The sequence below is a fragment of the Candidatus Cryosericum terrychapinii genome, assembly GCF_003570925.1.
Taxonomy (GTDB): domain Bacteria; phylum Caldisericota; class Caldisericia; order Cryosericales; family Cryosericaceae; genus Cryosericum; species Cryosericum terrychapinii.
Genome location: NZ_QXIS01000015.1, coordinates 19,986 through 33,543 on the forward strand (window position 1 = coordinate 19,986; position 13,558 = coordinate 33,543).

At 58.8% G+C, this 13,558-nt stretch carries 13 protein-coding genes and 3 tRNA genes; 7 read left to right on the plus strand and 9 right to left on the minus strand.

The window, feature by feature from the left end; genetic code table 11:
- Position 1 precedes the first annotated feature (1 nt).
- Positions 2–694, plus strand: a complete 693-nt coding sequence (locus tag SMC7_RS02870; protein ID WP_119088874.1) for a segregation/condensation protein A — start codon at positions 2–4, stop codon at positions 692–694.
- Positions 687–1,232: an SMC-Scp complex subunit ScpB gene (gene scpB, locus SMC7_RS02875; protein ID WP_119088875.1), complete on the plus strand. Its 546-nt coding sequence runs from the start codon at positions 687–689 to the stop codon at positions 1,230–1,232. Before SMC7_RS02870 ends, scpB begins: the two co-directional genes overlap by 8 nt.
- On the opposite strand, the gene SMC7_RS02880 is transcribed toward scpB, so the two are convergent.
- On the minus strand, positions 1,212–3,110 hold the full coding sequence (locus SMC7_RS02880; protein ID WP_119088876.1) for an ABC-F family ATP-binding cassette domain-containing protein: 1,899 nt from the start codon (positions 3,108–3,110) through the stop codon (positions 1,212–1,214). The two genes, scpB and SMC7_RS02880, sit on opposite strands and share 21 nt — an antisense overlap.
- Positions 3,111–3,264: 154 nt before the next feature.
- On the opposite strand from SMC7_RS02880, the gene SMC7_RS02885 reads away from it, so the two are divergent.
- Complete coding sequence (locus tag SMC7_RS02885; RefSeq protein ID WP_119088877.1) at positions 3,265–4,551, plus strand: hypothetical protein; 1,287 nt, start codon at positions 3,265–3,267, stop codon at positions 4,549–4,551.
- 54 nt (positions 4,552–4,605) lie between these two features.
- Here SMC7_RS02885 and SMC7_RS02890 read toward each other — a convergent pair.
- The 8 genes from SMC7_RS02890 to rplU all read right to left on the minus strand — a co-directional run bounded on the left by SMC7_RS02890 (position 4,606) and on the right by rplU (position 8,025).
- Positions 4,606–4,692: transfer RNA gene (locus tag SMC7_RS02890), tRNA-Leu, on the minus strand.
- 21 nt (positions 4,693–4,713) lie between these two features.
- Positions 4,714–4,788 (minus strand) — tRNA-Cys (locus SMC7_RS02895).
- Between the two features lie 2 nt (positions 4,789–4,790).
- Positions 4,791–4,865: transfer RNA gene (locus tag SMC7_RS02900), tRNA-Gly, on the minus strand.
- Between the two features lie 43 nt (positions 4,866–4,908).
- Positions 4,909–5,517: a bis(5'-nucleosyl)-tetraphosphatase (symmetrical) YqeK gene (gene yqeK, locus SMC7_RS02905; protein WP_119088878.1), complete on the minus strand. Its 609-nt coding sequence runs from the start codon at positions 5,515–5,517 to the stop codon at positions 4,909–4,911.
- Positions 5,514–6,101 carry a nicotinate (nicotinamide) nucleotide adenylyltransferase gene (gene nadD / locus SMC7_RS02910; RefSeq protein WP_119088879.1) on the minus strand — a complete coding sequence of 196 codons (588 nt, stop codon included), beginning with the start codon at positions 6,099–6,101 and terminating at the stop codon, positions 5,514–5,516. The genes yqeK and nadD overlap by 4 nt, the downstream gene beginning before the upstream one ends.
- On the minus strand, positions 6,098–7,414 hold the full coding sequence (gene obgE, locus SMC7_RS02915) for a GTPase ObgE (protein WP_119088880.1): 1,317 nt from the start codon (positions 7,412–7,414) through the stop codon (positions 6,098–6,100). Before obgE ends, nadD begins: the two co-directional genes overlap by 4 nt.
- Before the next feature lie 5 nt (positions 7,415–7,419).
- Entirely contained in the window at positions 7,420–7,701 is a 282-nt protein-coding gene (gene rpmA, locus SMC7_RS02920; RefSeq protein WP_119088881.1) for a 50S ribosomal protein L27, read from the minus strand.
- A 15-nt stretch (positions 7,702–7,716) separates the two neighbouring features.
- On the minus strand, positions 7,717–8,025 hold the full coding sequence (rplU, locus tag SMC7_RS02925; protein WP_119088882.1) for a 50S ribosomal protein L21: 309 nt from the start codon (positions 8,023–8,025) through the stop codon (positions 7,717–7,719).
- A gap of 147 nt (positions 8,026–8,172) precedes the next feature.
- On the opposite strand from rplU, the gene pth reads away from it, so the two are divergent.
- The 4 genes from pth to SMC7_RS07425 all read left to right on the plus strand — a co-directional run.
- Positions 8,173–8,772: an aminoacyl-tRNA hydrolase gene (gene pth, locus SMC7_RS02930; protein WP_165845090.1), complete on the plus strand. Its 600-nt coding sequence runs from the start codon at positions 8,173–8,175 to the stop codon at positions 8,770–8,772.
- Positions 8,772–12,209 (plus strand): transcription-repair coupling factor, encoded by a 3,438-nt coding sequence (gene mfd, locus SMC7_RS02935; RefSeq protein ID WP_119088884.1) that lies wholly within the window; start codon positions 8,772–8,774, stop codon positions 12,207–12,209. The genes pth and mfd overlap by 1 nt, the downstream gene beginning before the upstream one ends.
- Before the next feature lie 4 nt (positions 12,210–12,213).
- Positions 12,214–13,359: a nucleoside triphosphate pyrophosphohydrolase gene (gene mazG / locus SMC7_RS02940; protein WP_165845091.1), complete on the plus strand. Its 1,146-nt coding sequence runs from the start codon at positions 12,214–12,216 to the stop codon at positions 13,357–13,359.
- On the plus strand, positions 13,335–13,558 hold a 224-nt coding region (locus SMC7_RS07425; RefSeq protein ID WP_207798704.1), incomplete at its 3' end, for a hypothetical protein. The genes mazG and SMC7_RS07425, both read left to right, overlap by 25 nt.

Below are 13,558 nucleotides of genomic sequence, written 5' to 3' on the forward strand. Positions count from 1 at the left end.
CGTGCCGGGCCTGACGGATTCTGTGAACAACCTGAGACTCCTTGGACGGGCTGGGCATGCTGACGTCGCTGACGTGGTCGTGGAGCGCTTGGTGGACTTCTGCAGCATGACCATTCGGCGCGACGCCGGAGTCGAGGAGCATGCCGAGCTCGTCTACATGCTGGCCGATCTTCTCAAACTGAAGAGCGAGTTCGTCCTCTTCGGGCATGCGGCCTCGCAGGAGAAATCCTTGCTCGAAGGCATCAGGGCGCTGGATGAGGCGGGGTTGTACGCCAGGCCCATCATCGAGGTCCTTCAGGAAGTAAACGCCGGCAGAGCCCCATACAAGAGGCCGAATGTCCGTACGACGCCGACTCCAGCGGAGGAGCAGACGGGTGATGAGGTGTCGGACGCCTTACTTGAGGCACTTGCCCGCATTGTTGAACGCGTCGCGGCGCGCAAGCCCGTCACGAGCGAGAACCAGCGACCGGTCTATCTGAGCCTCCAGCAGGTCATGCGGGAGCTTCGCGCACTGCTGCAGGAAAGGGGGACTATGCTGTTTGAGGACATCTTCGACTCATCCGACTCCCGAGAGCGCGTGGTATTGAGCTTTCTCGCGATTCTCATCCTTACCAAGATGGGGGTCCTCCACATCGCTCAGCAGAGCCGGTTCAAGGGTATTGCCGTCAAGTACGTGGGGAAACCGGATGACTGAGCGCGCAGAGAGTCAGGAATTCATTACGGGGCTGGAGCTTCAGGCCGCAAAGCAGCGACTCGAGGCGATCCTGTTTGCGGCTGAGGGGCCCGTGGGCGTCCGCTATCTGGCGCGCCGGGCGGGACAGAGTTGCCAGGCGACCCGGCGTCTTCTGGAGAGCCTGCAGGCTGACTACGCGAATCGTGGCGTCCGTCTCGTCCAGGACGGCCAGAAGTACTGCTTCTCGGTTCCGGACAAGCTGACGCCTGAGCCACCTCAGCCCAGACCCAAGGTTGGCCTTTCCAGACAGGGCATGGAGGTTCTCGCCCTCATCATTACGAAGGGGCCGCTGACACGCAAAGAGATTCTGCAGCTTCGTGGAGTCACGAGCGACAAGGCTCTGGTATCGCTCCTCGAACGCAAACTCCTGACGACGAAACGGGACTATCTGAAGAAGACTCTCCTATACGACCTCTCAGAGGAATTGCTGGAGCGGTGGGGATTCACGTCCCGCGAGGAGCTGCTCCAGGAAATCGAATCACGACGCCGAGGCCTGTAACAACTGCTCTTCCGCCATTGCCAGCTCCTCGAACAACTCGTCCCGTCGTACCTGCAGTTCGTGGATATGCACCGACAGGGATGTGATATCGCTTCCCTGCATGGCAGGTCCTTCTTCCTGCAGTGTCCGGGTGAGATCAGCCTGTTCCTGTTCGATCTCGCCAATCTGGCGCTCGAGAAGCCGTACGCGAGCTTCGAGGGCCACGAGCCTGTTGTGTGACGTCCGTGTGGACTTGGTATTATCTTGGACATTCGCACGACCAGACGGCGGGGTGCGGCCGGCATGATCGTTGAAGAGTTCCTGCCGGTTTGCCGAGTAGTTTCCCTCCAGCACCGACACGTTGCCCCGCTCGATAAAGACGACACGGTCGGCGACAGCATCGATGAATGTCCGGTCGTGCGATACGAACAGGACTGTCCCCTCGAACGCTCGGAGCGTCGAAGCGAGAGATTCCCGTGTCTGGATGTCCAGGTAGTTTGTTGGCTCGTCAAGGATGATCATGTTGGCCGTTTCAGTGGAAAGCAGTGCCAATAGCAGACGCTGCTTCTCTCCACTGCTCATCGCTCCGGTCTGCTGGTCCATCTGGTCGGCGGAGAAACCAAAACTGCCCAACAGGGCCTTGACCTCCGAGATGATCATCTGCGGGCGGCGGGCCATGATCCACTCCATTGCCGTCTCTTTCTCGAAGAGCGTGTAGTTCTGAGGGAAGAAGGAGTACCGTACGCTTGGTCCCCAGTAGATGTCGCCACCCTCCGGAACGATCTGCCCCATCGCTATGCCCAGCAGTGTCGACTTTCCGGCCCCGTTGCGGCCAAGGATGGCGACATGTTGGCGAGAGAGGATCGTGACGTTTGCTCTGCTGAGAATAGCACGGTCGCCATATGACTTGCTGACGTGCTCGAGGCGCAGTGCGATCTCTCCACTCTCTCCCGTGTTGCGCAACCGCACGTGGACGCGCTTGCGCGGTGAGGAGGGTTCAACCTGAACCTTTGCCTTGAGACGTTCCATTGCTTTTTCGCGTGAGGCAGCCTGGCTTGCGCGTGTCCCATACCTGTACTTCTCGACGTACTGCCGAATCCGTTCGATCTCCTGCTTGAGCTCGGCATCATGCTCGGCGCGGTCGGCGGCTTCAGCGTCCCTGACGCGGACGTAGTCGGTGTACCCTCCGCTGAACGGGCGCAGTGTCCCGTTTTCGATAACCAACAGTTTGTTGCAGACCTGGTCCAGAAACCAGGCGTCGTGCGATGCCACCAGGACCGTGGCCTGCAACCCCTTGAGCTGGCGCTCGAGCCACTGCACGCCGGGAATATCCAGGTAGTTGGTAGGCTCATCCAGCAGCCAGATGTTCTTGGTGTCACTGACTAGGCGCGACAGACGCAGCCGTGAGACCTCTCCGGCACTCATCGTTCCCGCAAAGCGCTCAAGGTCCTCTGAGGCGAAACCGAGGCTGGAGAGCGCCTTGTTCATGTTGACGATGTAGTCGTAGCCGCCGTGTGCCTCAAACTGCTCGGTTTGCCGGGCGAGCTCGACGAGATAGTGATCGGTCTCAAGAGTTGTGGAAAGAAGGCGTTCCAGTTCGCGGATGCGTGCATCCTGAACACGGAGATGCTCGAAAGGCTCAGCGACAATCTGGCGGGCAGTACGCTCGGGGTCGACGGGAACAGCATCGATGAAGCAGAGACTGTCCCCACCGGTGATCAGGACCGTTCCGGCATACTCATCATCAGCTCCGGACAGGATGCGAAGGAGCGTCGTCTTGCCGCTTCCGTTGGGGCCAATGATACCGACCTTGTCTCCAGCACCAATGCCACAGTGCTGAGACCGGAATAGGAGGCGATCGCCGTACATCTTTTCAAGGTTTTCCAGTATGAGCGGCATGTTGTCGGGGGACTTCCTATCAGTTTACAGGTTGCCCATTTCACGTATCATGATTCGCGGTACGGAACGAGGCTCGGAATTTATTATAGCAGCGAAACTGCGACTACCTACGGGAGCACCAACGTTTCTATCACATCAGCAGCTCGGAGGAACCATGAAAACGACGGTGACAATAGAGCGACTCATCGACCGGCCGGTCTCAACGGACGGGTCCTTTCCCCTGCCAGTCGCCAAGCTCAAGGAATTCGTCAACGTGGCCTGGAGCATCCCCTTCTACAGTGCTGCCGAGTCGCGCAAGGTCATGCCTATCCTGGCTGTGGAGATGAACGACCTGAACCCGGACCGCAACTGGTGGAAGAAGAAGTTCCCCGGTGCGAACCCCTTCTTTCATCATTGTTCCTTCCTGCAGTACTACGTTGCCCATAGGGACGGAAAGCCGGTCGGACGCATCGCTGGGTTCATCGACCGTTCCTACCATGAGTCCACGGTTCACGGCGAGATCGGGTGGATCGGGCTGTTCGAATCGTTCGACGACGACGAGGTTGCGTCGGCATTGCTGGCCGCGGCCACTGAAGATCTCCAGCAGGGCGGCGCCGTGAAGATCATCGGGCCGGCACGCTTCAACGCCAACGGTGAGGACGGCCTTCTGGTCGACGGGTTCGACAAGCACCCCATGGTCATGGAGGCCTATCAACCCCCATACTACACGCGCTTTTTGGAGCGGTGGGGAGTCAAGGAAAATGACTGGTATGCCTTTCGCATGACGCACGAGAGTGCTTCTCCGTACATGGAGCGCCTGAATGACATGCGAAGGCGCGGGCAGGACCTCGAACAACGGCTGGCGCGTCAGGGCGTCGCCGTCAGATCCGTCAAGCTCAGTGACTGGGTGAACGAGATCGCCCGCATCAAGACCATTTACAACACCGCGTGGGACACCAGCGTCCACCCGCAGTTTGAGCGGTTCTCCGAAGAGGAGTTCGACTATCTCGCGAGCGGATTGAGGATGATTGCCATCGAAGACCTGGTCTTCGTGGTCGAAGACGTGACGAAGCCGGATCATCCTGTCATCGGCATGGCCGTAACGCTGCCCGACCTCAACGAGGTCGTCGAGGAGTATGATCGGCTCCACGCGAGGTACGCCCCCAGCGACCACATCTACGGATTGTCGGACATACGGCGGGACCTGGGGATTTTCGGGTTGCTCAGATCTCGCGTTAGACATCGGAGCTTCAAGTATGCCCGCGTCTTCGTCCTTGGCACGATGCGCAAGAAGAATGGTATCGATGCTGTGCTGTATGAGAAGACCTACTTTGCGGCCATGAACATGGGAATCCAGCTTGGATCAGGGTCGCAAGTTGCCGACACCAATCCCGAGATCTCTGTTCCACTCTCGCATATGGGCAATGCCGAGATCACATGGAGAGTCTACCGCCACACTTAGTCCTGGCAACGTGGTATCAGAGGCTGAGACACGACGTCATCTTAGAGACAAGGGTGGTGCCGGGAGTGGGAATTGAACCCACACGGTGTTGCCACCGCGGGATTTTAAGTCCCGTGCGTCTGCCAGTTCCGCCATCCCGGCAGGGATGCCTGGATACAACAATGGAGGCAGCACCCGGATTCGAACCGGGGTATGAGGGTTTTGCAGACCCTTGCCTTACCACTTGGCTATGCCGCCTCTGGAGCGGAAGACGGGATTTGAACCCGCGACACTCGGCTTGGGAAGCCGATGCTCTACCCCTGAGCTACTCCCGCACAATTGTGTGCACGTGTATTCTACACGGCGCGGAGGCTTCTGTCAAGCTTGGCGAAGGCGCTGTGAGTCTTCTGCAGCTAGACACGCGAAAGCAGCCGCTGCGTCGACCGTATGTCTGTCCATCGGACGGGAATGCTGGCGCAGATATGACAGCGTCTGCGCTAGCGCGCGCAGCATTGCGGTTTCGAGACTACTGAACAGCAGAGAACGCACTTCCTCGACGCCGGCGAAGTGGCGGCCCGACTCACAGTAGTCGGCAAGGAAAACGATCATCGCCAGTCGGTCCATGTGGGAGGCGCCGGTCGTGTGCAGAGCAATTGCCCGAAGAATCTCAGGGTCATCCACACCAAAGTCGCGTCGAGCGATCAGCGCCCCGACAGGGGCATGGAGGACTACTGGGGCGGACGTCTCAGCCATCTCACGAGCCAGAGGGTCATCGGTGTCCTTCACCAACTCGAGCAGGGTAGACTCAGGCTCATCCCTCACGATGTCATGCAGCAGAGAAGCAACGCTTGCCTTCTCCTCGGATACTCCCCAGAAACGGGCAAGTCTCACTGCCAGCGTCTCCACGCGGAGCATGTGCTTCAGTCGTTTTTTCGGAACACGCCCGGCGACGAGGTCGACCAGGTGGGCTCTCTCCTCCGGTATCACTGACCTCTGTACAATCCGTGCTCTGCAATATACGCAGCAACGGACGCGGGTACCAGGCCATCGACAGACAGACCCTGCTGCAGCCTGTTGCGAATCAGGGTCGACGACAGGCTGTCGAAGGGATTGATGGCAAACAGAGCTCTCGCAGGGACTTCCGGGGTGTCTGAACAGTGCCGGCCGGCGCGTGGGACGAACCATAGTTCGACCTGATCCAGGATGTCCTGATATCTGTGCCACTGCGGGAACGAATAGAGCTGGTCCTCCCCGAGAAGCAGCACCGGCTTGTCCACACCCAGCGACGGACGGAGACCTTCGAGCGTGTCTACGAAGTAGGACGGCCGCGGCTCGCGGCTCAGTTCGAAGTCGGAGATAGTCACATCAGGCACTCTTGCGAAGGCGAGTTGCAACATTGCCATGCGATCAGCATCAGATGCAGAGAGACACTTGTCAAAGTCCGGATTGGGAAGGCCGGTGGGGATGAGAATGAGGATAGAAGGGGCCATGAGGCGAAGAGCTTCATGGCCGACAAAAACGTGACCGGCATGGACAGGGTCGAACGCTCCCCCATACAGCACAGTCTTCATCGTTTGGTGGTTGTCTCTTCCCCCAGAGTGAATACGCGGCCGCCGATCATGACGTTCTGCCCGTCATGGGCTCCCTTCTTGCGGAGAGCCTTCTCGACGCCGATCTTGCGCATCCTCTGGTCCAGCAGTGTGACCTGGAAGGGCTTCTCGAAGTCCGTCGTGTGGACAATCCGGTCGAGATAGCGTCCTGACGCACTGAGCATGCCGTCGGGAAGCCGGGAGATTTCGAATGTCTCATCGGACGGCTTCAGCTTGTAGACGCGCGTCACCTGTTCACGGGGAGGCACAGGCGCAGACTGCACGAGGGCCAGTCCACGTTCGATGACGGCATCAATGCCACGATTCTCCAGTGCGGAAATCATCAGAGGCTCGATACCTTGATGAACAAAGCGGGTATGAATCCCTGTCCGCTTCTGCGCGGAAATCACGTCGATCTTGTTGACGACAATCAATCGGGGCTTGCGTGCAAGCTGTTCACTGTATTCTTCCAGTTCGCGGCAGAGCAGGTGGTACGCCTGAACCGGGTCGGGATCGGACGAACTGCCGTCAACCAGAAACAGGAGAACCCGGCTGCGTTCGATGTGGGCCAGAAACTTGTTGCCAAGTCCCCGACCGTTGGCGGCTCCTTCCACAAGCCCTGGGATATCCGCAAATGTAACGCGCTCGCCGTCTGGTGAGAATGCCACGCCCAAGTTCGGGGACAACGTCGTGAAGGGATAGTCGGCAATCTTCGGGTGTGCTGCAGAAAGCTTGCTCAGCAGCGTGCTCTTGCCCGCGTTCGGAAAGCCGACGATGCCGACGTCGGCAAGGATCTTCAGGCGCAGCCTGATGCGACGTTCCTGCGCAGGAATGCCCTCTTCGCAATACCTCGGGGCACGGTCGACGGACGTGGCAAAAGATGCATTACCTCGGCCACCGCTTCCGCCATGGGCTACCGTGACAGTCTCGCCCTCGTCGACCAGATCCGCCAGGATCTCCTCTGAGACAATATCCGTCAGAACGGTGCCCAGCGGGACGAGGATGGTAACGTCCAGTCCATCGCCCCCATGCTTGTTGCGTCCAGCGCCTGGCTCTCCGGCCTGGGCCTTGAACGTTCGCTTCTTTGCGAAGAACTGAAGACTCGAGTATCGGCCGGTAGAAACAAAGATGACGTCGCCACCTCTGCCACCCTCACCGCCATCCGGCCCGCCTTTCTCCACGTACTTCTCACGGCGGAAGCTCATTGCTCCGTTTCCGCCGTGTCCCGAGGTGACTCGAACTATGACCTCGTCGAGAATGCGGTCAGCTGAGTCTCTAATGGAAATGCTCCCTATGTGTGCTAGTTCGCCTGTTCGGAAACAGGGAGCTCAGGGACAGGAAGCACATGAACGCGCTTCACGGTCTTGAGCGACTCGAACTTCACTGTTCCGTCGACGACGGCGAACAGGGTATAGTCTCGGCCCATCATGACGCCCTTGCCGGCTTTGAAATGCTCGCCACGCTGACGCACGATGATGTTGCCTGACCGAACGACTTGACCATCATAGAGCTTGACGCCGAGATATTGCGGGTTGCTGTCCCGCCCGTTACGTGACTTACCGCCTGCTTTCTTGTGTGCCATTGTTCACCGCCCCTCTTACCCGATCTCCGTGATCTTCACGTAGGTCGATGTCTGTCTGTGCCCTATGAGCTTCTTGTGCGTCGTCTTGTTCTTGTAGGTGAAGACACGGATCTTGCGGTCGCGCGTGGTGCGTACGATCGTACCGCTCACCTTCGCGTCCAGAACGTAGGGCTTGCCGATTTGAGTGCCGGCGTCAGTGGTGACAACGAGGACTTTGTCAAACACGATCGGCGTGCCGGGTTCGCTGGCGATTTTTTCCATCTTGACGGTCTCGCCAAGCTCGACCCGATACTGCCTTCCTGCTGCTTCAATTACAGCGTACATAGACTACCTCCACGAGGAATTGCTCGGTCGAGGCGGCCTTGCGGCACTTAGGGAACCCGACCAATGCGAAGAAAGTATACGGTGTTCGAGGCCCCTGTCAACCGTTCACAGCTTGAAATCGGGCCTCTCCCGAGTAGTATACCATGTGTGAAAACGATCATGATCGCAGGGCTGGGCAACCCCGGGCCCGAATACGATGAGACACGGCATAACGTGGGCTTCATGGCCCTCGACGCTATCGCACATTCGTTCAAAGTTCACAGGTTCAACCACAATCGAGTGGCGCACTGGGCTGCCGTTGACCTGGCTCTCTGTGATGGACCGGAACCCGTCAGAATAATGCTGGTGAAGCCTCAGACCTGCATGAACGGTTCGGGCGTCGCTATCGCTCCAATGATGAAGGAACGCAACATCCTTCTCGAGAATCTTATCGTGATCCATGACGAGATGGACTTGCCGGTCGGCACCGTCAGAGTGAGTTTCAACGCCACAGCCGCAGGTCACAATGGGGTCCGATCGATTGTCGACAACTGCGGTGGAAAGGGATTCGTGCGGGTCCGCATCGGCATCGAAAAGCCACGCAGCAAGGACGGCGTGATCGATTTCGTGCTGTCAAGATTCTCCAGGTCCGAGTGGCCAACCATTATCGATGTCATTGCGAAGTCGCCGAGTGTCGTCCGAACCATCGTCTGTGATGGGTTGATGGCTGCGCAGGAGATGTTCAACCGCAAGGTGGCCAAGGACTGATGCAGTCTGGTTCCTTCGACCTGCTGCTACAGCAGGCACAGGCCAGCGCTCCAGAACTGTTCGCCAGATTCGCGCAGTTGCTGGAACAGCCAGGCTCCATCACGGTGTCCAGTCCATCGAGCGGCTATCGGCAGCTGCTGCTGGCGGCTTTGGTCACTATTTGTCCTCGACCCGTCGTGGTCGTTTGTCCAAGTATCGATCGTGCGGAGGAACTGTCTTCGATGGTCCGCGGTATTTCCGGGGCGATCGCCGGGATGCGGCCCTTTGTGGTCCTGCCCGAGCTGGGCGTCGAGCTCATGGAATACACGCAGTACTCGCGTCCACTGTCGTTCGTCCGAGCCCGAGCCCTTGATCAAATCTATGCTCGTGGAGAGACCGTCGTTTTCACGACGGCCCAGGGGCTCATCGACCCGTCTCTCCCCGCTCGCGATTTCACAGAACTTGCTTCTGCGCTGACTGTCGGGGACCGCATCATCCCGCACTCGCTGGCGCGCCGGCTCCTGCAGATGGGGTACGAAGGGGTTTCATCGGTCACCGAGATGAGCCAGTTCAGCATGCGCGGCAACGTGTTCGATCTGTACTCGCAGGCCGGAGAGTACCCAGCGCGTATTGTGCTCGAAGGCAATGTCATCAGCCGCATCAAGCTGTTTGACCCCGTCACACAGCAGTCAGTCGAGCCCGTGTCGTCCGTCGGAATCCTCCCACCGTATCCCATCTTGCTGGATCGGGAGGCCCGTCAGAGTTTCTCCACTATGGCTGCGGAACGCTGGAAGAAGGAGCACGAGACCCGTGAAGGAAGCGAGGAACAGGATGCCACGTTTCTCGAGGATCTGGAGTCCTTCATTTCGACGACGAACAGCAAGGGGGTCAACTACTTCCTCTATCAGTATGCGGATCCAGAGCGCATGTGCGGAAGCCTTGCCAGATTGCTCGGATCACACGCCATAGCAGTGTTTGCCGACGTCGACCCCGAAGCCGAACTGACGCAGATCTTCGACTCTGCGCGGGAACTCTATCAACGGACCATTCAGGCTGGCTTCGCGCCATCGTCCAGCGCGCTCGATCAAGTGGAGCAGATTGCTAGACGGGTTCTGGGTGGGTTTGCCCGGTCAATTCACCTCACCGCTACCTCAGCCCGGGACGCCCTGACGCCGGCCTCCCGCGAGTTGCCTCCACTGACGCTGTCGGGTTCCTTTAGCGAGTACCTCGGCCTTCACGCCCCCGGAGAGACGGCAATCGACGTCGTATCATGGAATCCTGACAAGGCCCGGCATCTGGTGATGGATACGGTCGAGGATCTAGATGTCATGGCAAGACTTGCAGTTGTCAAGGGCTCCCTGTCGGCGGGGTTTGCCGCAGAGGGATTCATGGTTCTGACGGACAGGGAACTGTTCCCGAGGGCCACGATGAGTCCCAAGAAGACGACCCGTTTTTCCCAAGCCATCTCGCGTCTCGAGGACCTGCACGAAGGCGACTACGTCGTCCATCGGGACTACGGCATCGGCGTGTTCATGGGCATGAACGCCCTGACCGTCGATGGTGTCACCCGGGACTATATCTCGCTGGAGTACAAGGACCATTCACTGCTCCATGTGCCTGTCGAACGCTTGGGGTATCTGGAGAAGTATGTTGGGGACCGCACGGAGATAACCCTCGACGAACCAGGATCGAGGAAGTGGAAACGAGCGCGCAAGGAGGCTGCAGAAGATGCCCGGCGCATCGCCCACGAATTGCTCGAGACGGCGGCCAAACGCCATGCGCGCGAGGGCTATATGTTCAAGCCGAATCCAGAGTTGGAGGTACCGGTCGTCGACGCCTTCGCCTACGAGTTGACCCCCGATCAGTCCAAGGCTATCGCCGACGTCCTCAGTGACATGGAGGCGGGCAAGCCGATGGATCGCCTGGTATGCGGGGATGTCGGTTTCGGAAAGACCGAGGTGGCCATACGGGCGGCGGCGCGTGCGGTCGCAAACGGCAAACAAGTCGCCATAGTCGCTCCGACGACCATCCTGGCGATGCAGCACTTTCGCAACCTGGAGGCCCGCTTCGAGCCGATTGGGTACAAGGTTGCGCTGTTCTCGAGGATGGTAGGCTCCAGGGAACTCGCGGCCGGCCGCAAACTCCTGCACGAGGGCGGTGTCGACATCGCTGTCGGTACGCACAAGGTCCTGAACATGGCAGGCGACTTCAAGGACATTGGCCTGATGATTGTCGACGAGGAACAACTCTTCGGTGTCCTGGACAAGGAGAAGATCAAGAAGATGAAAACAGAGGTCGATGTGCTGACTCTCAGCGCCACACCCATCCCACGCACATTGGAATCGTCCATTGTAGGCATTCGGGACATCTCCCTCATCAACACGCCTCCGGTGGGCCGATATCCCATCAGAACATTCCTGATGCCCTTCGACGAGGAGCAGTTGACGCGAGCAGTTCGCGCCGAGCTGGAGCGTCACGGGCAGGTATACTTTGTTCACAACCGCATCATGGACATCGAGGCCCGGTTTGCGTTGCTCGCCCGACTGTTTCCGGAGGCCCGCATCGCGGTAGCACATGGGCAGTTGAGGAGTGAAGTTCTGGAACAGATCATGCTGGACTTCTACGAAGGCAAGTACGATATCCTCGTGTCGACCACCATCATCGAAGCAGGACTCGATTTCCCCAACGTCAACACGATCATCGTCGACGAGGGAGAGCGTTTGGGACTTGCTCAGCTCTATCAGCTGCGTGGCAGGGTAGGTCGTGCTCAACGTCATGCCTATGCCTATATTTTCTATTCCCATGGCGTCATGCGTGAATCAGTCGCTTTCAAGCGTCTGGAAGCCATCGCCTCGGCCGTGGACTTCGGAGCCGGTCTGCAGGTCGCTCTCAAGGACCTGGAGCTGCGTGGTGCCGGTGATGTCCTTGGCGTGAAGCAGAGCGGCCGCTTTTCCGACGTCGGGTACCACATGTTCCTCTCAATGGTTGAGGAGGAAATCATGAGGGTACGTGGCCAGTACTCGGAGCCTGTGGCGAAGCTCGTGATCATTCTTGGCATATCCGCGTTCATCCCCGAGACCTATGTGGCCGACTCAGGTGAGCGGCTGGCACTCTACAACGCTGTCGAACGGGCTGGCGGGCAGGATCTGACAGCACTCGAAGAGCGGACCATCGACCGCTATGGAGCTCTCCCTCCCGAGGTAGCGGGGATCTTTGCGCTGAAGCGCCTCGAACTGTCGCTGATTCCGCTCGGCGTGTCGTCCCTCAAAGAGTCGGGTCACGCGCTTGTTTTGGAATTCGTCAGTGAGGAGGCAGCCACGCGGTTCCTTCGCGCCCACGTCGACCAGGTTGCCCACGCCCGAACCGTGCGGGACTCGGTGGTCCTTCCCATGAATGCCGGACAGAAGCCGCTCTCACTGCTTTCATCCTTGCTTTCAGGGTCGGAAACGGTACACTGAAAGGATGGAAGAATACGAGATACGTATCATTACGGACCAAGACCCTCACCTGCAGTTGCCGATCCACAGTGGGCGACGCTTTGCCCTGGCGGTACCGGCTGGAACGGATACTCTGGTCTATGCGTCGGCCTCCAGCATCCGGTTGCTGCCGACCTCAGCCCGGACCCTGCTGGATCCGGTGGAGGCGATCGCTTTCCTGACATGGATACGTTTTGCAGGTCGGCACTACGGCATGATCGTCTGCTTGTGTCCCGTCGACATGGCGTCAGTTGTTGCAGGGCTTCTTGGCCGATTGCCTGGACTGGCTCATGCTCCGACAATAGAAGCCGATGACCTGACTCGGGAGGCGATACGGCTGGCCGACGTTCTCTTGCCCCTCGTTGGCTCCCAGTATACGACTGTTGAAGAGTTCAGGCTGCTCATTGCGGACTTGCGCCAGAACTGTCCATGGGACCGCCTGCAGACGCATGAGTCGCTTCTGGATACGCTTCTGGAGGAGTCCTACGAGGTGGCACTCGCCATACAGAGAGGCAGCGCGGACAACCTCGAAGAGGAGCTCGGGGACCTGCTGCTGCAGGTGTTCATTCAGTCGGAAATCGCCCGCGAGGAAGATGGATTCGACATCTGCGACGTGGTTCGGACCGCTGACGACAAGCTGACATTCAGGCATCCGCACGTGTTCGGCAGCACGTCGCTGGCATCGAGCGATCAGGTGCTGGAGAACTGGCAAAAGCTCAAGGTCCTGGAGGGCCGGAAGAAGCACTTTGTCGACAGTGCGAAACTGCTTTCGTCCATCGAGAACGCCTTGCTTTCGCAGGAGACTGCCCGTTCCGATGGGTTCGATTTCGAATCGGCGGAGCAGGCTTATGGCAAGCTGCTTGAGGAGACCAGTGAGTTGAGAGAGGAACTGAACGCTCCATCCAGGGACGAAGATGCCTTGGCCATGGAGCTGGGCGACGTCCTCTTTTCTGCCCTCAACGTCGCGCGGCTCTCAGGTGTCAACCCTGTGAAGGCCCTGCACCACTCATTCGACAAGTTTCGCGACCGATATGGTCGTGTCCGTGACTATGCAAAGCTACAGCAAGTCGACATCTCGACAGCACCTCCCGAGGAACTGGAGCGGTTATGGCAATTGGCGAAGAACACATAGACGACAGCCTTCCAACGATGGGGAAGCAGGGCGACCAGACGGAGCCTGTCACGTTAGGCCCACAGGACCAATTCGTCAGCCAACCCGAGATCGTTACTGGGATTTCTCAACCTCTGCCGCCGGCTCCCGATCGCCCGCAGATCACCAACGTCTGGAGCATAGTCTGGAAGCTACTGGCAGCATTGGGATTTGGAGCGCT